Raw genomic sequence first — 23,997 nt, forward strand, 5'->3', positions numbered from 1 at the left:
TTAATTAAGCTTAGTTGTAAATAATGTAATTCCGTTAGAATTTATACGAATGTTTTTATCCCAAGTGCTAATGTTATCATTAATAATATTTCGTACTTGCTTATTATTTAAACCAATTTCATTAAAACGAGAAAGTTGCAGAGTAGTTTCTGACGTTTTATTTAAAATAACCGTTACAATTTCATCGTTTAAAATTCTAAACAAAATATATACACCATTATCAGGAGCAAAATGAATGGTTTTTCCTTCGTGTATCGCTTTACTGTGTTTTCTGTAGTTCAACAGCTTTTTCACAAACAATTGCATATCTTTTTGAGCACCCGTTAAGCCCTCTCCTTTAAACGCATTAACCGCATCACCTTCCCAACCTCCTGGAAAATCTGTTCGTATTAAACCATGATCACCCGGTTTTGCCGTATCATTCATTAAAATTTCTGTACCGTAATAAAACTGTGTGATTCTTGGCAACGTAAAAATATAACCCAATGCCATTTTAGTTTTAGAAATATCTTCATGCAATTGCGTAAATATTCTACTCATATCATGATTATCGGGAAAAATCATGAAATCTTTTGGGCTTGCATAATGAAAATCGTTAGCCAATCCTTCATACATTTTTACAAATCCATTATCCCATTGTTCATCTTCATTTAAGGCATTCACAATTTGACGTTGCATTGGGAAATCCATGGGTGATCTTAAATTAGATTTATAGCCGTCTTTATTATTCATTCCATCTTGCCAATACCCAACAATTAAAGGGTTATAACTCCACTCCTCACCAACTATGCTAAAGTTTGGATATTCCTTCATAATAGATCCAGCCCATTGCGACAAAAATATTTTATCGGAATACGGATAGGTATCTTGTCTAATACCACCCAAGCCTAATGTTTCAATCCACCAAATACTATTTTGAATTAAATATGTTGCCATATATGGATTTTTCTGATTCAAATCTGGCATAGCCGACACAAACCAACCTTCGCTCATTTCGTGCTTATCTTTTTGGGAAGCATACAAATCTTGATTACTGGTTCGTCGGTGATTTGAATTCTTTAATTCTGTGCTGTCCTCAAAAGATTTTTGTTGGTTTACCCAATTTGAAAAAGGCAAGTCTTTCATCCACCAATGCTCGCTTCCACAATGATTAACTACTTGATCCATAATTAATTTCATACCATATGCTCTCATTTTATCAGCCAGTTCATTAAACTCATCAAAAGTTCCAAAACGGGGATCTACCCGATAAAAATCGGTCATTGCATATCCATGATAGGAAGCTCTTGGCATATCATTAATAAGAACAGGACACGGCCAAATTGCTGTAAAACCCATATCACTAATGTAATCTACATGATTTATGATACCTCTAATATCGCCGCCATGTCTTGCATAATCATCTTCTCTGTCAATAGTAGTTTCTTTTAAGTAAGGAACGATATCATTTGAAGAATCCCCATTAGAAAATCTATCTGGTGTAATCAAATAAATGGCATCACTACTATCAAAACCTATATAATCTTCAGCAGCTTTTACTCTTGATTTTAGCTGATATGTTTGAGTCTTTTCTTCGCCATTTTTAAATTTGAAATGAATATTGAATTTTCCAGGTTTTGTTGAGTCTGAAATAATTAAATCAATAAATAAATAGTTCGGACTTGTGCCTTTAGCAATACTATCAACCATAACACCTTCGTAGGACATTTCAACCTTAGCTGAAGAAATATTTTTATCCTTCACTAACAATTGAAGCTTTTGATTCTTAAAACCAACCCACCAATTTGAAGGTTCTAATCTTTCGATTTCGTTGTATTCAACAAACGTTTCTGAAGCCATATTTTCAATCGGTTTTTCTGAAGACTCATTTTTACAAGACCAACAAAAGGTAATGACAAAAATTGAAACGATATATAATAAATTCTTCATTCTTTTAAAATTTTCAAACTAAACAGTGACTAAGCTGTGAGGACTTATAACAATGCGTTTATTATTAACCATAATATCTAAAACGGTATCTCCTTCCAGCTCAAAATTAATTTCATTTTGGCACACATTAACCTTTAATATTTGATTCCTGAAATTAATTTTAAATGAGAACGCTTCCCATTGTTTTGGAATTTTAGGATTAAAAGACAACATATTATTTTTAACACGCATACCTCCAAAACCTTCTACAATACTCATCCAAGTTCCTGCCATACTTGTTATATGAAGGCCTTCATGAACTTCATGGTTATAATCATCTAAATCTAATCTTGATGTGCGTAAGTAAAAAGTATAGGCTTGCTCCATTCTATTTAATTTTGCTGCCTGAATACTATGAACACAAGGTGATAAAGAACTTTCATGAACCGTTAATGGCTCATAAAAATCAAAGTGTCGTTCTAATTCTTCTGTAGTGAAATCGTCTTCAAAAAAGTAAAATCCTTGAAGGGTATCGGCTTGTTTAATATACGGAGAACGCAAAATTCTGTCCCAAGACCATTTTTGATTAATAGGTCGTTGAGATTCATTTAGATTTTCTACGGTAATTAATTCTTTATCTAAAAAACCATCTTGTTGTAAATACACTTGGTTTTCTTTTGAATAAGGAAAATACATTTGGTCTGCAACTTCTTTCCATTGGGCTATTTCAGCTTTAGAAAGTTTCACCTTGTTCATGATTCTTATAAAATCTGAAGAATAATCCTTTTCAACAATATCAATATTTTCAACGGCATAGTTAATACACCATTTAGCGATATAATTAGTATAGAAATTATTATTGACGTTATTTTCATATTCATTCGGGCCCGTAACACCTAAAATTACATACTTCCCTTTTGCTTGGGAAAAGTTAGCACGCTGATGCCAGAAACGCGCAATACCAATTAAAACTTCCAATCCTTTTTCAGGAATATAACTATAGTCTGATGTAAAACGATGGTAGTTGAATATAGCAAATGCTATGGCTCCGTTTCTGTGAATTTCTTCAAAGGTAATTTCCCATTCATTATGACACTCTTCACCATTCATAGTCACCATAGGATATAAAGCTGCCCCATTAGTAAACCCTAATTTTTCAGCATTTTCAATAGCTTTATTAAGGTGATGATAGCGGTATTCTAACAAATTTCTGGCCACCTTTTGATTTTTTGTAGCTAAATAAAATGGTATGCAATAGGCTTCAGTATCCCAATAGGTACTTCCTCCATACTTTTCGCCTGTAAATCCTTTAGGACCAATATTTAGTCGCGCGTCTTTACCAAGATAGGTTTGGTTTAATTGAAAAATATTAAAACGTATCCCTTGTTGTGCCTTCACATCACCCTGAATGGAAATATCGGCCATTTCCCAAATTTTAGCCCAGGCAGATTTTTGCATTTTCAAAAGTTCATGAAATCCTTTTTCTGCAACTCCGTCAAGGGTTCCTTTAGCTACTGCAATTAGTTGATTTTTATCACGGTTTCTATCGACTGTATAGCCTCCAAATTTCGTAAGTGTTAAGGTATCACCCTTACTTACTTTATTTTGATATTGAAATTCAATATAATTAACATCTTCTCGAACTTTATTACTCTGATTTAATATAGTACCATTTAATGACACAAATGTTTTCATAGATGTGCAAACATAAAATTGGGTTTTCATAGTCCGTGACAAAATACAGGCATGATTACTATCATGGTGAATACTTAACACATCCCAAAAAGTATCATCCCAATTAGAGTCTTCATTAGTGATTCCATTATCTAAATATGGTGAAAAATTTACTTGAGCATCGTTATCTAAAGGAGTAACATTATATTCGATAGCGCCAACCTCATCGACATCCAGACTAAGAAATCGTTTTGTTTCTACTAGTATCTGTGATTTATTTTGAAGTGTTGCTTTAAAACGTCGCGATAACCAACCCTCTTTCATGTTAAGCTCTCTTCGAAAATTTTCAATTTTTATACATGTAAATAAATCTAATGCTTCACCATTGATAGTTACATTAATTCCTATCCAATTTGGTGCATTAAGTACTTTAGCAAAATATTCTGGATATCCATTTTTCCACCAACCTACTCTAGTTTTGTCTGGATAATAAACACCTGCAATATAACTTCCTTGAAATGTTGGTCCGGAGTAATGTTCTTCAAAATTAGCACGTTGCCCCATGGCGCCGTTTCCAATACTGAATAAACTCTCTGAAGACTGCACTCTGTTTATATCAAAGCCTTCTTCTATAATTGACCAATTATCTGGTTTTATATAATCTTGATTCATAATCTTTTGATATTAGACAATAGAATTCAGGCCACGTCATTTATATAAGCAATACCTTGACATAATTTCTAATTGTCTTATTCCTTTAGTTTATTAATTTTTATTTTTCGATGAGTCCCTTTATAAAATCTGTACTTATCTGTGTAAAATCCTTAAAAATATAATCAGCTTCAAAAAGCACCTCTTCATCTCCAATTCCAATAGAAATCATATTGGCTGCATTGGCTGCTTGAATTCCTGACACAGAATCTTCAAAAACAACACAGTCTTCTGGTTTAATTTGTATCGCTTCTGCTGCCTTTAAAAACACTTCAGGATCAGGCTTTGCCTTTGTAACCGAATTCCCATCTACAATGGCATTAAATTGATTAAATAAATTCACTTTATTAAGAATTTCTGGAGCATTTTTACTTGCTGAACCTAATGCTATTGGTTGCTTATTTTCTATTAAAAAATCTAATGTTTCAGTAACGTCCGGTAAGATTTCTGAAGTATCCATTTTATCAATATAATTTAAATAATCTTCATTTTTCATTGACATTAATCGATTAAAATCTTCTTCGGAAAGTGTTTTATTTCCCCACTTTAAAATCTTCTTAAGCGATTCAATACGGCTAACACCTTTAAGTTGTTCGTTTTGGATTTCGGTAAAATCTACACCAATACTATTGGCCAGTTTTTTCCATGCCAGATAATGATACTTTGCTGTATCAACTATAACACCGTCCAAATCGAATATAAATCCTTTTTTACTCATACATTTAAGATTGAATTATATCATCAACATCTTTTACTTTATAAACTAATCCGGCTGCAATTAAAAAACTAACACCGCTTAACATTAAAGCAAATATTGCTTGATTGTCATAAGCATACTTAACTAAAGGTCCACCTATTAAGGCATTGATAATTTGCGGGATTACAATAAAGAAATTAAATATGCCCATATAAACTCCCATCTTTTTTGGAGAAATAGATCCTGCTAATATGGCATATGGCATGGCTAAAATACTAGCCCAGGCAATCCCTACACCTATCATAGAAACAATAAGCCAATTTTCATTTGGCATCATGTAAATAGAAAGCAAGCCTAACCCACCTATAATTAATGAGATAGCATGTGTTCGTTTTCTGCCTATTTTTTTCGCTATATAGGGCAATGCGAAGGCATAAAATGCAGATACTAGATTATAAACTCCAAAAAGAATTCCTATCCAATCACCGGCATCTTGGTATGTTGAACTACTACTATCTGTATGCGGCAACCCATAAATATGTTGCGCAATGGCTGGCGTTGCAAAAACCCACATACCAAATAGACCAAACCAAGAAAAAAACTGTACCCAGCTTAATTGACGCATCGTAACAGGCATTTTCCTGAAGTCATCAAAAATATCTAATAAACTGGATTCTTTTTCTTCTTCCTCTAATGAAGGAATGTCAGTATTGGACTGAGCAGATTCGAAGCTATCTAATTCTTCTGGTGAATACTCTTTAGTACTTAATACTGTAACTAAAATTGAAATGATTAAAACAATAGCTCCAATGATAAACGACAAGATTAAGTTAAAAGGAACTTCTCCATCTATAGTTCTGTTCGAAACTCCAAACCAATTGGCCAACGCATAGGGTAACCAAGAGCCAATAACGGCCCCAAAGCCAATGAGTGCTGTTTGAACACTAAAGCCTAAAGTACGTTGATCGGTTCTAAGATTATCACCAACCAAAGCTCGAAAAGGTTCCATGGCGATGTTGAAGGATGCATCCATAATCATAAGCATTCCAGCACCAACCCATAAAGCTGGTAAAAATGCTATAAAAATATCTGCTTGCGGCATTAAGACAAGGCCAATAGATGCTAATAAAGCCCCCGCTAAAAAATAAGGTTTTCTTCTTCCGAAGCGGCCCCAAGTGTTATCACTGTAATGCCCTATAATGGGTTGAACAATGAGCCCCATTAAAGGCGCAATTATCCAAAACCATGACAGTTCATGAACGTCGGCTCCGAAAATCTGAAGAATTCTACTGGCATTAGCATTTTGTAGGGCAAACCCCATTTGGATTCCTAAGAAACCGAAACTCATGTTCCAAATCTCCCAGAAACTCAGTCTACGCTTTTCCATAAATAGTAAATTAAAATGATTACTATTTGATAAGCATATTACTTATCAAAACTTATTGGTGAGAAGTGAAAATATAAGTTTTGATTTGGCTCAAAGGTATAAAATAATTTAATTCAAACTAATAAAAAATTTATTTAGTTGAATCTCTTTCTATTAATTCGGTTTCAATAATCACAGTTTTAAAATTATTATCTACTTCATTTTCAGGAATATACGTATCTGAATCGTCGTTATCTAACTCTAACCTATCAATCAATAAATCGGCCGCTTTCTCTCCTATTTTTTGACCATGTTGACTTACTGTTGTTAAACTTGGTCTGGCGTGTTTTGATAAAACTCCGTCTGTAAAACCAATAACTTGAATGTCTTCTGGAATATTAAAATTTAACTTTCTGGCGACCTTCATAGCAGTGACTGCATAAAGCTCGTTCACAGCAAAAATGGCATCAATTTTAGAATTATTACTAAAAAACTGTTCAATTTCTTTTTCCAATAAATCTAAATGTTCTTCGAGAGCTAGACTATCGTCTAATTTTAAAATTAAACTAGCCTTCGGATTAATATGACTTTCTTCCAATGCCCTTAAATATCCTTGTGTCCTTAATTTACCAACACTTACATAATCCATGGTTGTAATAAGTGCTATATTTTTGCATCCGGTAGAAATTAATTTTTTAACGGCATTTACAGAGCCTTTATAGTCATCAACAATAACTTTATCGCAATCAACTTCATTAATTACGCGATCAAACATCACAATAGGAATACCTTGACTTATTGTTTCCTTAAAATGATGATAATCTTGCTGTAATAAAGTTTCTTTTGATATAGATAAAATAAACCCATCAATACTTCCATTGGCTAGCATTTCCATATTAATGACCTCTTTACTAAAAGATTCATTTGACAGCCCAATAATGACATTGTAACCCCTTTTATTTGCAATAATTTCAATACCCCTAATAACCGTTGAGAAAAAATGATGAACAATCTCTGGAATTAAAATTCCGATGGTTTTTGTCTTTCTATTTTTTAAACTAAGGGCAATGTTGTTGGGTTTGTAGTTATAAAACTTAGCAAACGCTTGAATTTTCTCCCTCGTTTCTTCACCTATTTCTTTACTATTACTTAAAGCCCTAGAAACTGTAGAAATTGATACATCAAGTTCTTTTGCTATCTGCTTTAACGTTACTTTTCGTTTCATACTATTTTAAAGAATTATTCTTTCTTAAAGAATGAATATTTTAATGTTAGCTAATTTAATGCTTTTCTTTCAAATTGATCAAAATTGAATAGTTGCTAATACGCAAACGATTCCGTTACGAATTTCACAAAAGTTATTAACACGCAAACGTTTTCGTTGGTGATATGATAATTTTTTGTTAAAAGTTTACATTAAATTTACATTGTTTTAACCCGAGAAGTGAAAATATAACAAACTAATTATTAGACTAATTCAAAAGTATTGTATGAAAACAAATGTAAACAGCTTACTATTTCTCTTATTCTTTGTTCCAATATGTATGTTTGGACAAACGACAGTAACAGGAACGGTAACAGAACAATCGACGTCAATACCCTTACCAGGAGTAAACATACTTATTAAAGGAACCTCTTCTGGAACAGCAACAGACTTTGATGGAAACTATCAAATTAATGCAAACAACGGAGATATTATTTTATTCTCTTATGTAGGCTACAATCCAGTTGAAATTACCTTTACTGGACAAACGACACTTAACATTGAACTTACTGAAAACACTTCTCAGCTTGATGAAGTAGTTATTATTGGTTATGGTTCTACTACTAAAAAAGATGCCACTGGTTCAGTAGAATCAATTACATCCAAAGATTTCACAAAGGGTAATATTGTTACCCCTGAAAATTTATTAAGTGGTAGAGTTGCTGGTGTTAGTATTACAACAAGCGGTGCGCCAGGTTCTGGATCTCAAATTAAAATTCGTGGAGGTTCCTCTATTAACGCATCAAATGACCCTCTTATTATTATTGACGGATTACCTATTGATAATAATGGCGTAAGCGGCTCTAGAGGTGTGCTAGCTAGTATTAACCCTAATGACATTGATTCCTTTTCAGTTTTAAAAGATGCGTCAGCAACTGCTATTTATGGTTCCAGAGCCTCTAATGGGGTTATCATTATTGTTACCAAAAAAGGGAAGTCTACGTTTAGTGCTACATACGATATGCAATTTAGCTTTGGAGAACTAACAGATAGAATAAATGTTTTTTCAGCAGATGAATACAGACAATTAGTAACATCTCAACCTTTAAACGGAACTACTTTAGATACAAGTTTATTAGGTACGGCTTCAACAGATTGGCAGGATGAAATTTTTAGAAATACTGTTTCTAATCAACATAATATTTCATTACAAGGATCTCTTTTTAAAGCACTTCCTGCTAGATTTTCATTTGGAGTAACGAATCAAGAAGGTGCTATACTTACCTCAAAATTTGAGCGTAAAAACTTAAGCTTAGCCTTAAATCCTACTTTTTTTGATAATCACTTAAAAGTTAATTTAAACGCAAATCTTTCTTATGAAGATAACCGTTTTGGGGATTCTGGTCAAATTGGAACTGCTATACTTTATGATCCAACACATCCAGTTTACGATTCAACATCGCCATTTGGAGGTTTCTACCAACATAGAACTGGCAATGTTTTATCGAATGGAGCAACAAACCCTGTAGCAAATTTATTGCAGACTAATAATATTGGTGATTCAAATAGAAGTTATGGGAATTTAAATTTTGACTATAAATTTCATTTCTTGCCAGAGTTAAAAGCTGTATTAAATATTGGTTATGATGAAACTAGAGCCAAGACAATTAATACTGCCACATATGCAACAAATGACCCTGTAAAAGGAAATCGATCCAATGGTTCTCAAAAAAGAACGAACCAATTACTGGATGGTTATTTAACTTATAATAAAGAATTTAACAACGTACGTACAGAATTTACTGCAGGTTATTCGTATCAAAAATTTACTAATGAAGGTGATAATTCTGGAAATCGATTAGATGAATTAAGTTTTGCTAGTTTTTATGCAGACCCAGATGTTGTTTTAATAGGATTCTTTGGTAGAGCTAACCTTACGTTTCTTGATAAATATTTACTAACCTTAACGTATAGAAGAGATGGAACATCACGTTTTAGCAAAGACAACCAATGGGGTAACTTCCCTGCTGCCGCTTTAGCTTGGAATTTGAGTGATGAAGATTTCCTAAAAGATTCTAAGGTTATTTCTAATTTAAAATTAAGAGCCGGTTATGGTATTACAGGACAACAAGCAGTAAATGAAAAAGATATTTTCTTAAACCGCTATAGAGGTGGTGATGAAAACTCACAATATCAATTTGGAAATTCTGTTATCCAGTCTTTAATTGCTTCTGAAGTTAATCCTGATTTAAAATGGGAAGAAACAGCAACCATAGAGTTTGGTATTGATTATGGATTGTTTAACGAAAAACTATCAGGTTCTTTAAACTTCTTCCAAAAAAATTCTACCGATTTATTATTTACAGCTGCCGTTGCAGATGGAACTAACTTTTCAAATAGTATCATCCAAAACATTGGTGAATTACAAATTCAAGGTATTGAGTTTTCATTAAATGCTGACGTTATAAATACAGACGACTTTAATGTTGATTTTAACTTTAATGCTACTTTTTTAGATAGAGAAATCACTAAACTTGCACTAGGTCAGGATGTAAGAACAGGAGGTATCTCTGGCGGAACTGGAAATAACATTCAGTTATTAAGAGAAGGCTTTGCGCCAAATTCTTTTAGTGTTTACAAGCAGTTATATGATACTTCTGGAAATCCTATAGAAGGTGCTTTTGTTGATTTAAATGGCGACAATATTATTAATGATGACGATCGTTATTTAAAAGAAAATCCAGGGGCAGATGTAATTTTAGGATTTCAATCAAACATCAATTATAAAAACCTTGATTTATCATTTAACTTAAGAGCCAATCTTGGTAACTACGTTTATAACAACGTAAACTCTTCAAGAGCGCAATACGAGTTACTTCAAAATAATGCCGTACTAGGTAATATTCCATCATCGGTTTTAAATACTAATTTCCAAAGAACTTCTGATGTAATTATATCTGATATCTATATTGAAGACGCTTCATTCCTAAGAATGGACAATATCACATTAGGTTATACTATCAATAATATAACTAAAAACAACTTAAAAAGTTTAAGATTATGGGCTGGTATACAAAATGTATTTACCATAACCAATTATAGTGGTTTAGACCCTGAAGTATTTGATGGGATTGACAACTTGATTTATCCTAGACCAAGAACTATTTTAGCTGGAGCTAATTTTAAATTTTAAAAAATAAACTATGAAAACAAGATTTAAAATATTTGAAACACTAGGTTTTATAATGATTTTTGTCGCTGCATTAACTTCTTGTACCGATGATTTAAATATAACACCTAATGACGACCAAACTGTTTTAAGCGAAAACCTTTTTGAAAGTGAATCTGCTTATAAACAAGTTTTAGCTGGTGTCTATGCAAATTTAGCATTAACAGGAACCGATGGCGCAGGAAGTTCTAATCTTAAGAATATAGATGCTGGAACTAGCCAGTTTGGGCGTGTACTTTTATATGTACAAACCCTGTCTGCAGACCAAATGATTTGGTCTTATGAAAATGATCCAGGAACTAGAGAAATTCAAAGAAATATTTGGACAGCTCAAAACCCTTTATTATTGGGAATGTATAGTAGAGCGCATCTATCTGTATCATTGGCAAATAACTTTTTAAGAGAAACTACTGATGCTAAATTAGACGCAAGAAACGTCTCTTCTGCAGTGAGAAGCGAGATGCCTGCCTATAGAGCAGAAGCACGATTAATGCGCGCTATGGCTTACTATTATATGATGGATATTTTTGGAAAAGCTAATTTTGCGACTCAAGATGATGCTATTAGTTCTCAACCTCCAGTTTATGATAGAGCTCAATTATTTGATTTTATTGAAACTGAATTAAAAGACATTGATGCCGATTTAATAGACGCTAGACAAAATGAATATGGAAGAGCCGATAAAGCTGTAGCCTATATGATTTTAGCTAAAATGTATTTAAATGCCGAAGTGTATATTGGAACAGATCACTATTCTGATTGTATTAGCTATTGTGAGAAAATTATAGATGGTGGGTATTCATTAGCCACTAATTATCTGCATAATTTCATGGCAGATAACAATACAAACTCAGCAATAAACGAAATTATTTTTCCAATTGTTTCAGATGGTTTAACAACTCAAAACTATGGGCCTACAACCGTTATGATTAATGGGTCTGTTGGAAGCCTTGAACTAAACGGATTGGAAGTTGGTGTTGCTGAAGGCGGCTGGGGTGGCGCTCTTAGAGTAAGAAAGCAATTTGCCGATCTTTGGGATGGGTCTTTTGCAAATGACACCCGTAATACTATCATTTCTGAAGAAAGAGATATTGATATTACTGATATCTCTGACAACGATTCCGGTTACATCATTCAAAAATATTCAAATGCGACTTCTACAGGTAATTTTGGTATCGATCAAACCTTTGTCGATACAGATTTTCCGTTATTTAGATTAGCCGATGTGTATTTAATGTATGCCGAAGCTCATTTAAGAGGTGGCGGCGGAACCTTAACCAATGCTATTGATTATGTAAACGCTTTAAGAACAAGAGCAAATAATTCTAATTTGATAAGTTCAGGGCAATTAACCTTAGATTTCATATTAGATGAAAGATCAAGAGAATTGCACTGGGAAGCGCATAGAAGACAAGACTTAATTAGATATAATAGATTTACCGGAGGTAATTACAATTGGGCTTGGAAAGGAAATGGAAGTAACGGAATTGCACTTCCTGCTCACTTTAATGTCTACCCTATTCCTACAGGAAGTATGGCTGCTAATCCTAATCTTACTCAAAATCCAGGGTATTAAAATTAAAAACAAATTAAAGACGATGAAAAATTTTAAAAGAATTTCAGCAGTTGGCATTATTGGTTTAGTTTTACTATTCCTAAGCTCTTGTAATGATACAACTGACACATTCAGTATAACAGCACCTACCGCACCAATACTTGCAGACTTAAACTTCTCAAGTATTGAATTAGATCCTGTTAATACTTCGAACCCAGCAGTTACTTTAAATTGGGTTGAATCAGACTACGGACAACAAACCGCTATAAACTATGCGATTCAATTTGCTAGTGACGAAGCCTTTACAGCGCCTGTAACGGCGGCTTCAGTTACTGGACAAACTGCTATTACTTTATCTATTAGTGAAATAAACGCTGCAGCAGGAAACGCAGGTTTAAACCCTTTTGAATGGGCCACTTTATACACTAGAGTTATTGCCTCATTAGGGTCTCAAAAAAGTGATCCTATAAATTCAAATGCCATACAATTTGAAGTATTCCCATATTTTAATTATGCATTTAACGATTTTTACTTAGTTGGCGATGCCACTGCACCAGGATGGAACAACAATTCTAATAATCCAGCATTATTTAGAGATAGTGATAATGCAAACCTATACTATTATACTGGTTTTTTTGCAGACAATGGTCATTTTAAAGTACTAGATACAAAAGGACTTTGGCATCCTCAGTACGGAACAGATGATGGAAGTACATTTTGGAATACAACAGCAACAAATTCATCACCAGAACCAGAAAGATTTCCGTATGCAGGTGCAAACGGTGTTGCTGGTGGGTTCTATACCTTTACAATGAATTTCGGTAATAATACTTTTACTTTTGAAGCATTTAATGCTTCAGGAATTACAAGTCCAGCAAGTTTATCAATACAAGGATCTAGTGTTGCTACAACTGCTATGACCCCTTTAACTTTCGATGGCCATATTTGGAATATTCAAGGTTTGCATTTAACTCCTGGCGACGTAACTTTCTTAACTGATTCTGGAGCAACATGGGGAGGTACTACCGGTTTTTCTGGAGTAGCTACTGATGGTGGTGGTTCCATACCTGTAATTGTAGAAGACGATTATGATGTTTGGTTTAACGATTTAACTGGTCGTTATATCCTTATTCCATTAAACTTATAATATTAATCAATTTAATATAAAAAAAATGAAATTATATATAAACAAATTAAGTTTTCTTCTAATGCTATCAGTGCTTCTTTTTGGAGCATGTGAAACTGAAGAAAGCCTGACGATTACTGCGCCAGAGCCTCAGTTTGCTCTAAATACGCCAGGTATTAGTAGTGTGTTTTTAAATTTTGCTTTACCAGAAAACCCTGCATTTACTATTTCTTGGAATGATGATATTACTGGAAGTAGTTCTTACAATGTTGAAATGTCTACTGAAGCCGATTTTTCTAGTTCAGTTTCCTTAGGAACTTCAGATTCTAATACATTCTCAATGACTGTTGCAGAATTTAATAATGCCATTGTAAATACAGGTGTGAGTAGTTTTAAAGATATCGCCATTTACATAAGAGTTTCATCGGGAAGTCAAGTAACCAATACTATTTTGTTACTTGTAACAACGTATCCTGTAAATGCTCCGGAATTTACAAGTATTGCTAACGGAGATTCTTTTGCATTATCATTAGATAATAATGACGTTGAAGCTGTTAATGTTGAATGGAGTGACCCTATTTTAGAATCGTCATTAGGGGTAGATGTACAATATGTCTTAGAAGTAGGTACTGCAGGAACAAGTTTTGCGTCACCTATAGAGGCTGGCAGTGTTACAAATTTAAATTCAATTTCTTTAACAAATGCTAAACTAAACGGATTGGCTATTCAAAGTGGTATTGCGGTTGATGAGACTGGTGATTTAGATCTTAGGGTAGTTGCTACAATTACAGATAATGTTTCTGGAACAGTTCTAGAGCGAATCTCTGAAACAGTTACAATTTCAGTTACTACGTATTTAACAGTTCTAGATTTATCAACTGTTTGGGGCATTGTGGGCTCTTCTACAATAAACCAATGGGGTGGTCCAGATTTACCTTTCTTTGAAACTAGTGTTGACGGTGTGTTAGCTGCATATGTGAATTTGACCGTCGGAGAAATTAAATTTAGAGAAAATAATAGTTGGGACGCACCCAATATAAATTATGGTGATAATGGTGCAGATGGTACTATTGAAGAAGGCGGAGCTAATATCGCAATAACTACTGCGGGAGACTATAAAATTACTTTAGACTTTAATTCGAATACCTATACCATTGAAGCTTTTTCTTTAGGCGTTGTTGGTGGTGCTTATAATAATTGGGGCGCTACTCTAGATTTTATGTTAGAATATGATCAATACTCAGATGTTTTTAGAGGCATTGTGACGCTTATTGATGGGGAAATGAAATTTAGAATGAACAACAGTTGGGATGCGCCTAATGTAAACTATGGTGATAACGGAGCTGATGGAACTTTAGAAGAAGGTGGTGCAAACATAGCTGTTTCTGCTGGTATTTATATTGTTACAGTAGATCTTAATAATCTTATTTACACGCTAGAACAAATTGATTATGTTTGGGGACTTGTAGGTGGTGCTTATAATAATTGGGGAGCTACTCCAGATGCACAATTTAATAGAGATTGGTCTCGACCATTTAATGACATTTGGATTCTAAATGATGTGACACTTATTGAGGGTGAATACAAATTTAGATCAAACAATAATTGGGATGCTCCTGACAAAAATTATGGTGATAGTAATGGTGATTTTGTTTTAGAAGAAGGAGGAGGAAACATATTTACTACAGCAGGAACTTACTCTTTTGTTTTAGATTTCTCTGACCCAGCAAATCCTACATATACTAAAAATTAAGTGTAAATTAAGTGTTAAAAAAAGGCTGATATACATCAGCCTTTTTTTTCCATAAAAATAACTCAGACTATGAAAAAATTATACTTACTGTTTTTATTGTTTACATCGGTAATATATTCTCAAGTAGTTACTACAATACCGACCATACCAACAGTCTCAGATGCTATAACCGTTACTTTTGATGCTACTGGAACAGAGTTAGATGGCTATACAGGCGATGTTTATGCGCATACAGGTGTGTTAACTACAGCGTCAACGAGTAGCTCAGATTGGAAACATGTTATTGGCACTTGGAATTCCAATACAACACAACCGAAATTAACACGTACAGGAACGAATACATATCAATTAGTCATTACCCCAGATATCACTACCTATTATAGCATAACCGTGGGAGAAGTAGTTACCGATATTGCGATCGTTTTTAGAAGCAGTACAAGTAGTTTACAATCAAGACCAGATATTTTTATCCCTATTTATGGACAGGGTCTAAATATAACTTTTACAAACCCAACTGATGAAGCTGTATATAATTTAAACGACAACATTACAATTAGTGCCGAATCTAGCATTAATGCAGATTTAGAACTTAAAGTAAATAATGAATCTATTAAAACAAGTTCAAATACCACCACTATTTCTCAACCATATACATTTTCATCTACCGGAAATTATACGTTACAAGCAATTGCTACTCTAAATAGTGAAACTAAAACGCAAGATATTTCGGTGTATGTAAAAACACCAACTCAAAATCAAACATTACCAACTGGTTTAGAAAACGGATTTAATGATAATGGCGATGGTACCGTTACTTTTGTTTTACAAGCACCTTCTAAAGCAGATGTCTTTTTAATTGGTAGTTTTAATAACTGGATGTTAAACCAAAACTATCAAATGAAAAAAGATAATAACACATTTTGGGTAACAGTAAGCGGTTTAGATGCTAATACCGAATATGCATATCAATATTACATAGATTATAGTCTAAAAGTCGCTGATCCATATGCTAAAAAAATTCTAGACCCCAATAACGATCAATATATATCTAACACAACCTATCCTAATTTAATGGCGTATCCACTAGGAGAAACTACTGGTATCATTTCTACATTTAAAATTAATGAAGCGAATTATACCTGGCAAAACACAACATTTACGAAACCTAATAAAGAAAATTTGATTGTTTATGAAATGTTGATTAGAGATTTCACTGAAACAGATTCTTTTCAAGAAGCCATGACACATCTTAATTATCTTGATCAGCTTGGTGTAAATGCTATTGAACTCATGCCAGTTAGCGAATTTGAAGGCAATGATAGTTGGGGTTATAATCCATCTTTTCATGGCGCCTTAGATAAAGCTTATGGAACCAAAAACAACTTTAAAGAATTTGTAGATGAATGCCATCAACGCGGTATTGCTGTAATTTTAGATGTTGTATATAATCATGCATTTGGTCAAAGCCCTTTGTCTCAAATGTATTGGGATAGCACAAATAACAAACCAGCAGCTGATAATCCGTGGTTAAACCCTGATGCCAAACATCCGTTTAATGTGGGTTACGATTTCAATCATGAAAGTGTATACACTAAAACGTATGTTAAACAAACTTTAAAATATTGGATTGAAGAATTTAAAGTTGATGGGTTTAGGTTTGATTTATCTAAAGGGTTTACACAAACAAACAACCCAAGCAATGTTGGCGCATGGGGTAATTATGATGCTTCTCGTATTGCAATACTAGAAGATTATGCAGATTATATCTGGAACAATGTGTCATCTGATGCCTATTTGATATTAGAACATTTTGCTGACAATTCCGAAGAAACAGTATTAGCTAATTATGGGTTTATGCTTTGGGGAAATCTAAATCATAATTTTAATCAAAACACCATGGGTTATGCTACAGATTCAGATATATCATGGCTGTCCTACAAAAGCAGAAACTGGAACAACCCTCATATTATGGGTTATATGGAAAGCCATGATGAAGAACGGTTAATGGTTAAAAATTTAGCCTATGGGAATGTTAGTGGCTCATATGATGTGAAAGACTTAGGAACAGCATTAGATAGACAAGAGGCTGCTTCAGTTGTATTCTACGGAATCCCAGGGCCAAAAATGCTTTGGCAATTTGGGGAACTTGGATATGATAAAAGTATTAATTGTGATGGTGATATTGAAGATGGTAGTTGTAGATTAGACAGAAAACCTGTTGCATGGACTTTAGGTTATGATGCCGACGCAGACCGACAAGATTTGTATAATATTACAGCTAAAATGATAGCATTAAAAAAACAATTCCCTTCTACTTTTAATACGAATGATTTTAATTTAGATGTTTCAGGACTTGTAAAACGCATTAATTTAAATGATAACATAGGAGGTTTAGATGTTGTAATTCTTGCTAATTTTGATGTTACTACAAAAACAGTTAATCCTAATTTTCCAACAACAGGTAGTTGGTACGACGTTTTCACAAATTCTACGTTGAATGTATCGAATCCTACAGCCAACATTAGCCTTCAACCTGGTGAATATAGATTATATTCTAAAACTCAAAATTTAAGTATTAATGACGTTGATAAATCAAATCTTATTAAGTTATACCCTAACCCTGCTCAAACAAGTTTTAAATTTAATAAGTCTATAAACAACTTAGAGATATATGATTTAACTGGAAAGCTAATCAAATCTTTTAAAGGAGACTTTAGTATGGAAAAGCGATTTAATATTTCCGATTTAAGTCAGGGTATTTACATTATTAAAGCAAAAACGAATAGTTTAGAAGAAAGCACTTCGAAGCTCATAAAACTTTAATTGAAATTTTGAATTACTAAAACATAAAAAGCCAACTTTAAAAGTTGGCTTTTTATTATCTTTATAATTAAATAGTATGACATTGAAATTATTAACTAGCATTGGAGTATTATGTTTTATAGTCTTTTTTTGTTGTTCAAGTAGTAGTTCTCAAAACAACAACGACGATAAAGGTGACATTATTAATGATTCTGTAGCATTTTATTATGGAGCAGATCTTTCTTATGTCAATGAAATGGAAGATTGTGGTGCTATTTATAAAGATGAAAATAATAGCGTAAAAGATCCCTATTCTATTTTTAAGGAAGCAGGGGCTAACTTAATTAGAATTCGTTTATGGCACAATCCGACATGGACGAATTACTCCAATAACGAAGACGTTAAAAAGTCAATACAACGTGCAAAGAACCTTAACATGAAAGTCTTGTTAGACTTTCATTATTCAGACACTTGGACAGACCCGAGTAAACAGCAAATTCCAGCCGCTTGGATAGATTCAATTGATGATACTGAAGCATTGGGAAACTTATTATATAATTACACGTATCAAACCTTAAATAATTTAGCAACATCAAACCTACTCCCTGATATTGTACAGATAGGGAACGAAATAAACCCAATGATTCTTCAAGATGGTGATTTAAAATGGCCAATAGATTGGGTAAGAAATTCATCATTAATTAATAAAGGTATTAAAGCGGTTAGAGACATTTCTTCAGCAAAAAATAAAACGATTGAAGTCATGCTACATATTGCCCAACCGGAAAATGCCTTATGGTGGTTTGAACAAGCAACTGCTAATGGTGTTACCGATTACGACTGGATAGGATTGTCGTATTACCCCATATGGTCTGAATACACCCTAAATAATATAGCAACACCTTTAACAACCTTAATAAACACCTACAAAAAACGATTAATGATTGTTGAAACGGCCTATCCTTTCACACTCACTAATGCAGACAGCGCTAATAATATTTTAGATAGTAATGCGCTTATTAAAGGGTATCCAGCTTCACAAGAAGGTCAGTTAAAGTATCTTAATAAATTAAAGACTATTATAGAAAATGCTGGTGGCGAAGGTTTAATTTATTGGGAACCGGCTTGGGTTTCAACAGGGTGCAGTACCCTTTGGAGACAAGGGTCACATTGGGATAATGCGACGCTATTTGACCAAAACAATAAAGCCACACTTGGTATGCAATTTTATAACGGCTCATTACAATAGTAACTCATGAGATATTTTAAATCTATATTCCCTCTTTTCTGCATCTTAATTTCTATCGGAACATTAAAAGCACAAACCAGAGAGGTCATCACACTAAAAAAAGGATGGAAATTTAATAAAGGCAACCACCCTGAAGCCGTAAAAAGTAACTTTAATGACTCTCAATGGGAAGATGTTACGGTTCCGCATGACTGGGCCATTTATGGGCCTTTTGATAAAGACATCGATAAACAGGTTGTTGCCATTGAACAAAACGGTGAAAATGTCGCCACAGAAAAAACAGGAAGAACTGGCGCTTTACCATATATTGGAGAAGCCTGGTACAGACATTCGTTTTCATTACCAAATTTCAATACTAATAAAAAAGCCATCATTCTATTTGAAGGTGCCATGAGCCAGCCAGAAGTATTTATTAATGGTCATAAAGTTGGAGAATGGAAATATGGTTATGCTTATTTTTATTTTGATATTACTGATTACATATCAACCACTCAAGAGAATACATTAGCTGTAAAGTTATCCAATCAAGGAGAGTCTTCAAGATGGTACCCGGGAGCAGGTTTGTATCGAAACGTTAGCATTATTATAAAAAACAAGGAAAGCATTGACCAATGGGGAACATTCATTACAACACCCTTAATTGCTCAAGAAATAGCTAAAGTAAATATTAAAACCAAAGTCTCTGGAGAGGATTTAAGAATGGTAACAACTATATTTGATGCTGATGGCGACAAGGTTAATTCTAATGAAACTGCTGAACTTTTCGACAATGAATTCGAACAAAATATAGCCGTTAACAATCCCAAACTTTGGAATCCTGAATCCCCGTATCTATACACAGCCGTTTCTCGATTATATGCTGGAAACGACTTGAAAGATGAGATAACAAAACGTTTCGGAATTAGACAGATTGAATACAACCAAAAGACCGGATTTAGTTTAAATGGAGAGATTACTAAGTTTAAAGGCGTTTGCTTACATCATGATTTGGGACCAATTGGTAGTGCTGTCAATAAATCTGCTTTAAGACACCAATTACGCATTTTAAAAGATATGGGTTGTAATGCCATAAGAAGTTCTCATAACATGCCTTCTATGGAACAATTGGAGCTTTGTGATGAAATGGGTTTTATGTTTTTAGCTGAAAGTTTTGACGAATGGGCAAAACCAAAAGTAAAAAATGGCTATAACCTTTATTTTGATGCATACGCTGAAAAAGATGTTGTTAATTTAGTGAGAGCTACCCGAAATCATCCATGTATTGTTATGTGGAGTTCCGGTAATGAAGTTCCAGATCAATGGGGAGCCGAAGGTGTCAAACGTGCCAAATGGTTACAGGATATTTTTCATCGTGAAGACCCAACAAGACCCGTTACTGTTGGTATGGATCAAGTAAAAGCAACTATGGAGTCTGGGTTTGGAGCTTTGCTGGATGTTCCTGGCCTAAATTATCGCGTGCATCTCTATGAGGAGGCCTATGAAAAATTTCCCCAAGGATTTATTTTAGGGTCAGAAACAGCCTCAACGGTAAGTTCACGTGGTATTTATAAGTTTCCTGTTGAAAAAGCCAGCATGAAAACCTATGATGATTTTCAGTCATCGTCTTACGATTTAGAATATTGTAGCTGGTCCAACTTACCAGATGATGATTTTGTATTACAAGATGATAAACCTTGGGTGATTGGTGAATTTGTTTGGACAGGTTTTGATTACTTAGGAGAACCAACACCTTATGATGGGGCTTGGCCATCTCGAAGTTCCTATTTTGGCATCAATGACTTAGCAGGTTTACCAAAAGACAGATACTATTTATATCGAAGTCGATGGAATACTAAAGACGAAACCTTGCATATATTACCGCATTGGAATTGGGAAGATCGCGAAGGCAAAACAACCCCCGTTTTTGTTTATACAAGCTATGATAGTGCCGAATTATTTTTGAATGGAAAGAGTTTAGGAATTCAACATAAAAATAATGATACCAAACAGAACAGATATCGCTTAATGTGGATGGATGTGCGATATAAACCTGGAACATTAAAGGTAGTTGCTTTTGATAAAGATGGTAAACCCGCTTCTGAAAAAGAAATTAAAACTGCTGGAAAACCTCATCAAATAGTTCTTGATTCTGATGTAAAAACCATCAAAGCGAATGGCGAAGATTTATGTTATGTAACGGTTTCGGTAGTCGACAAAAATGGCATTCCGTGTCCAACCGCTACGAATCAATTAAGATTTAAAGTAAAAGGAAAAGGCTTATTTAGAGCTGTTTGTAACGGTGACGCTACCTCTCTTGAATTATTCCATTTACCAACAATGAAATTATTTAGCGGAAAACTGGTAGTTCTTATTCAATCTACCGAAGACGCAGGTAATATCGAACTATCTGTTTCTGGTAAAGGATTAAAAAAAGGAAACATTTCTTTGAAGTCTTTTAAATAATGTGCCACGAAATGATTACGTTCATTCGGGAGATTTATATCCTATTGTTATAACTGTTTTCGCTGATGGCATTGTTTTTTTAAAAAAGTCTGCATTTTGAATCTGAACCACTGGTATTTGCATCATCATTGCTTTCATTTTATCACCCCTAAAAAAAGTGAATACGTCATAAAGGTCCTGCAATTCCCAATCGCTTAGTTCATTTTTATAATAATCTTTTACTGCACTGACTTCATCTGTAGATAAAAGCCGAACTGTGGGAAGCATGCCTGACTGAGCTATTGTTGTTTGGAAAATCTTGGCATCGGGATAAGCTGAAACCCCAACACTTTTCGCATCAGGAATTTCGGCACTTTCTAAAATTTGTATAGCAAAGGTGATTTCAGGATCATTTTGAGGGTTTTTAGGCGTATCAATTTTAGTTGCAAAAGGTTGTGCAGAGATTGAAAAGGGTAGTAAAAGTAATGCGAAAAAACAAAAAATTAGTTTCATGGTATAAGTTTTAAACATTAAAAAGTTTTATTTGAAAAGTGCTACTAGTTACTTAAAAAAGTCAAATTCTTTAATTTCCAGCTTTTTGAACACCTTTCGGCTTATGAAACAGCTCGAAGGATGTCCGCTCGTTGATTTTCGCACCTTCTTCATATCGGGTCGAATCTATGGTTTTACGGGCATACAACTTGCCAGGACCCTGTTTTTCTAGCATGAACCTGTAACCTCCATATTTGGGATACATCTTATGTTTATAGAGCATATTGAAATAGAATGTTCCAAAGGTACCGTCCTCGTTGGTACTGCCCCACAAATTTGGATCTGCGCAAGTGGCAGAAATAAACTCTGAGCCTTCTAAGGGATAGAAAATTAGCAACACGTCTTTATTTTGGTCTCCGTCATCTTCTTGTTGATTTTCTTCTTGATCCGGTATATTTATATATTTGTTAACAATACGGGTTGGTTTGGGGATGTTCACCTGAGGCAGAAAGACCGAAGCGGGCTCTGTTTTGATTTTAGAAAAGATAATATCACATCCTTTTGCATAATTTTTAAAACTAGGCTCATAATTCAATGGACCATAGGCCGGTTGATTGGCGTCCTCCTTAGAAATCCAACCCAAATACTGCCCATTAGCTTCTGGAATTACCGGTTTAATAGTTGAACTCAAATCACAGGAGAAGGTCTCACGGGCACCTTCACCAATTACGAGATGCGAACTAAATTGCAATTCGAAGGTCAGACAGTCCTTGATTCTTTCAATCATATCATAAGTATCGAGCGATACGTTAGTAATTATCCCCTCAAGTAAATGGGATGCAGCAACCCAATTAATCATATGGGTCGTCTCACTAATATCATGCTTTTTAGCACAATAGTCAGATGCCGTATCCATGGCATTCTCTAAGCCTATCTTTATTAATTCCTCGGCTTTTGTCTCCATGTTTCCATCTATTTCTTCATTTATATCAAAACACAACATACCATCCACATATTGAGGCCAGGCATACCAGTCTATATAATTTCTGATGGCATCGGCCAACAAAAGATCATTTTTTGCTGCTTTCTCTAGTTTTGGTAAGATAAAAGTTGTTAATAGTCCTTTGTACCATGCAATTGAATACTTACCGGTCGGATGTGACTGCCCTATACAATAAGAGTCGTTTTCGATATAGGCCTCCGCTATCAAATTCGACATTGCCTTATAATGACCAGTTGGCGATCGATCTCCGGCACCGGGAGCAGGAGTTCCTGCTCCTGAACCAGAGAAATGAGAGATAGGAATTCGTAAAGTTGAACCGTCCAATTCCGCCCAACTGAGAGCAACTTCTTTACCATCACCTTCATAGTTTATACCAATGAGCTTATTTTTAAAAACGCCACCTGAGATCTCCAACCAGGCCACACCGGGCATTACGAGGCCATCAGGTTCAAATTGAACCCCGGCTGTGAATCTTTCAAGCATTGGGCTGGTTAGACTTGCAATTGGCGTCATTGTAATCTCGGTCTCAGAAATTAGAAAACCCTTAGGAATAGTGAAAAGGTATTCCAAGCCATCAGTTCCTACTATTTCGATTTTGCCACCCTCAGGACCAATAGTTTCACTAGTAGAACTAGCAGCGTCTAGAGTTATTTCTGCAGACGCTGGATTTGGTTCGGGTAGAGAGGAGATTGGCTCTGGTTTCTTACATCTTATGCCCGTTAAAAGAAAAAAAGCAATAATAAAAATATATTTAAAGATTTGTTTCATGAGAATCGTTTTCATTAATATTTCTAAAAGCCGTTGCAA

14 protein-coding genes are annotated in these 23,997 nt (G+C 34.2%); 7 read left to right on the plus strand and 7 right to left on the minus strand.

Features of this window, described 5'->3' with window-relative positions:
- From AC15TD_RS05950 to AC15TD_RS05970, 5 genes are all read right to left on the minus strand, one after another.
- A complete protein-coding gene (locus AC15TD_RS05950) occupies nt 1–1,929 on the minus strand; it encodes a glycoside hydrolase family 13 protein (RefSeq protein ID WP_484451219.1) in 1,929 nt (642 codons plus the stop codon).
- An 18-nt stretch (nt 1,930–1,947) separates the two neighbouring features.
- On the minus strand, nt 1,948–4,254 hold the full coding sequence (locus AC15TD_RS05955) for a glycoside hydrolase family 65 protein (protein ID WP_484451220.1): 2,307 nt from the start codon (nt 4,252–4,254) through the stop codon (nt 1,948–1,950).
- 100 nt (nt 4,255–4,354) lie between these two features.
- Nucleotides 4,355–5,011, minus strand: coding sequence for a beta-phosphoglucomutase (gene pgmB / locus AC15TD_RS05960; RefSeq protein WP_484451221.1), 657 nt, complete (start codon nt 5,009–5,011; stop codon nt 4,355–4,357).
- A gap of 4 nt (nt 5,012–5,015) precedes the next feature.
- Nucleotides 5,016–6,377, minus strand: a complete 1,362-nt coding sequence (locus AC15TD_RS05965; protein WP_484451222.1) for an MFS transporter — start codon at nt 6,375–6,377, stop codon at nt 5,016–5,018.
- A gap of 130 nt (nt 6,378–6,507) precedes the next feature.
- The gene (locus AC15TD_RS05970; protein WP_484451223.1) at nt 6,508–7,581 is read right to left on the minus strand and encodes a LacI family DNA-binding transcriptional regulator; all 1,074 of its coding nucleotides are present in this window, start codon (nt 7,579–7,581) and stop codon (nt 6,508–6,510) included.
- Between the two features lie 265 nt (nt 7,582–7,846).
- Here AC15TD_RS05970 and AC15TD_RS05975 point away from each other — a divergent pair, with 265 nt between their 5' ends.
- From AC15TD_RS05975 to AC15TD_RS06005, 7 genes are all read left to right on the plus strand, one after another.
- The gene (locus AC15TD_RS05975; RefSeq protein WP_484451224.1) at nt 7,847–10,753 is read left to right on the plus strand and encodes a SusC/RagA family TonB-linked outer membrane protein; all 2,907 of its coding nucleotides are present in this window, start codon (nt 7,847–7,849) and stop codon (nt 10,751–10,753) included.
- A gap of 10 nt (nt 10,754–10,763) precedes the next feature.
- Nucleotides 10,764–12,365 (plus strand): RagB/SusD family nutrient uptake outer membrane protein, encoded by a 1,602-nt coding sequence (locus AC15TD_RS05980; protein ID WP_484451225.1) that lies wholly within the window; start codon nt 10,764–10,766, stop codon nt 12,363–12,365.
- A gap of 22 nt (nt 12,366–12,387) precedes the next feature.
- Entirely contained in the window at nt 12,388–13,491 is a 1,104-nt protein-coding gene (locus AC15TD_RS05985; protein WP_484451226.1) for a SusE domain-containing protein, read from the plus strand.
- Between the two features lie 25 nt (nt 13,492–13,516).
- Entirely contained in the window at nt 13,517–15,223 is a 1,707-nt protein-coding gene (locus AC15TD_RS05990; RefSeq protein ID WP_484451227.1) for a SusE domain-containing protein, read from the plus strand.
- 69 nt (nt 15,224–15,292) lie between these two features.
- Nucleotides 15,293–18,046 carry an alpha-amylase family glycosyl hydrolase gene (locus AC15TD_RS05995; protein ID WP_484451228.1) on the plus strand — a complete coding sequence of 918 codons (2,754 nt, stop codon included), beginning with the start codon at nt 15,293–15,295 and terminating at the stop codon, nt 18,044–18,046.
- Between the two features lie 76 nt (nt 18,047–18,122).
- Nucleotides 18,123–19,274, plus strand: coding sequence for a glycoside hydrolase family 53 protein (locus AC15TD_RS06000; protein ID WP_484451229.1), 1,152 nt, complete (start codon nt 18,123–18,125; stop codon nt 19,272–19,274).
- 6 nt (nt 19,275–19,280) lie between these two features.
- Nucleotides 19,281–21,716 (plus strand): DUF4982 domain-containing protein, encoded by a 2,436-nt coding sequence (locus AC15TD_RS06005; protein ID WP_484451230.1) that lies wholly within the window; start codon nt 19,281–19,283, stop codon nt 21,714–21,716.
- Nucleotides 21,717–21,737: 21 nt separating this feature from the next.
- Here the strand turns inward: AC15TD_RS06005 and AC15TD_RS06010 are convergent, their stop codons facing one another.
- Nucleotides 21,738–22,208 (minus strand): hypothetical protein, encoded by a 471-nt coding sequence (locus AC15TD_RS06010; protein ID WP_484451231.1) that lies wholly within the window; start codon nt 22,206–22,208, stop codon nt 21,738–21,740.
- 70 nt (nt 22,209–22,278) lie between these two features.
- Nucleotides 22,279–23,958 (minus strand): hypothetical protein, encoded by a 1,680-nt coding sequence (locus AC15TD_RS06015; protein WP_484451232.1) that lies wholly within the window; start codon nt 23,956–23,958, stop codon nt 22,279–22,281.
- Between the last annotated feature and the right edge of the window lie 39 nt (nt 23,959–23,997).

It is taken from the genome of Yeosuana sp. (assembly GCF_057126245.1).

Bases quoted from the DNA above. Each gene is read 5' to 3' on its own strand.
- pgmB (WP_484451221.1), bottom strand. From the start codon at position 5,011: ATGAGTAAAAAAGGATTTATATTCGATTTGGACGGTGTTATAGTTGAT.
- AC15TD_RS05975 (WP_484451224.1), top strand. From the start codon at position 7,847: ATGAAAACAAATGTAAACAGCTTACTATTTCTCTTATTCTTTGTTCCA.
- AC15TD_RS05970 (WP_484451223.1), bottom strand. From the start codon at position 7,581: ATGAAACGAAAAGTAACGTTAAAGCAGATAGCAAAAGAACTTGATGTA.
- AC15TD_RS05995 (WP_484451228.1), top strand. From the start codon at position 15,293: ATGAAAAAATTATACTTACTGTTTTTATTGTTTACATCGGTAATATAT.
- AC15TD_RS06005 (WP_484451230.1), top strand. From the start codon at position 19,281: ATGAGATATTTTAAATCTATATTCCCTCTTTTCTGCATCTTAATTTCT.
- AC15TD_RS05950 (WP_484451219.1), bottom strand. From the start codon at position 1,929: ATGAAGAATTTATTATATATCGTTTCAATTTTTGTCATTACCTTTTGT.
- AC15TD_RS06010 (WP_484451231.1), bottom strand. From the start codon at position 22,208: ATGAAACTAATTTTTTGTTTTTTCGCATTACTTTTACTACCCTTTTCA.
- AC15TD_RS06000 (WP_484451229.1), top strand. From the start codon at position 18,123: ATGACATTGAAATTATTAACTAGCATTGGAGTATTATGTTTTATAGTC.
- AC15TD_RS05985 (WP_484451226.1), top strand. From the start codon at position 12,388: ATGAAAAATTTTAAAAGAATTTCAGCAGTTGGCATTATTGGTTTAGTT.
- AC15TD_RS05955 (WP_484451220.1), bottom strand. From the start codon at position 4,254: ATGAATCAAGATTATATAAAACCAGATAATTGGTCAATTATAGAAGAA.
- AC15TD_RS05980 (WP_484451225.1), top strand. From the start codon at position 10,764: ATGAAAACAAGATTTAAAATATTTGAAACACTAGGTTTTATAATGATT.
- AC15TD_RS06015 (WP_484451232.1), bottom strand. From the start codon at position 23,958: ATGAAACAAATCTTTAAATATATTTTTATTATTGCTTTTTTTCTTTTA.
- AC15TD_RS05990 (WP_484451227.1), top strand. From the start codon at position 13,517: ATGAAATTATATATAAACAAATTAAGTTTTCTTCTAATGCTATCAGTG.
- AC15TD_RS05965 (WP_484451222.1), bottom strand. From the start codon at position 6,377: ATGGAAAAGCGTAGACTGAGTTTCTGGGAGATTTGGAACATGAGTTTC.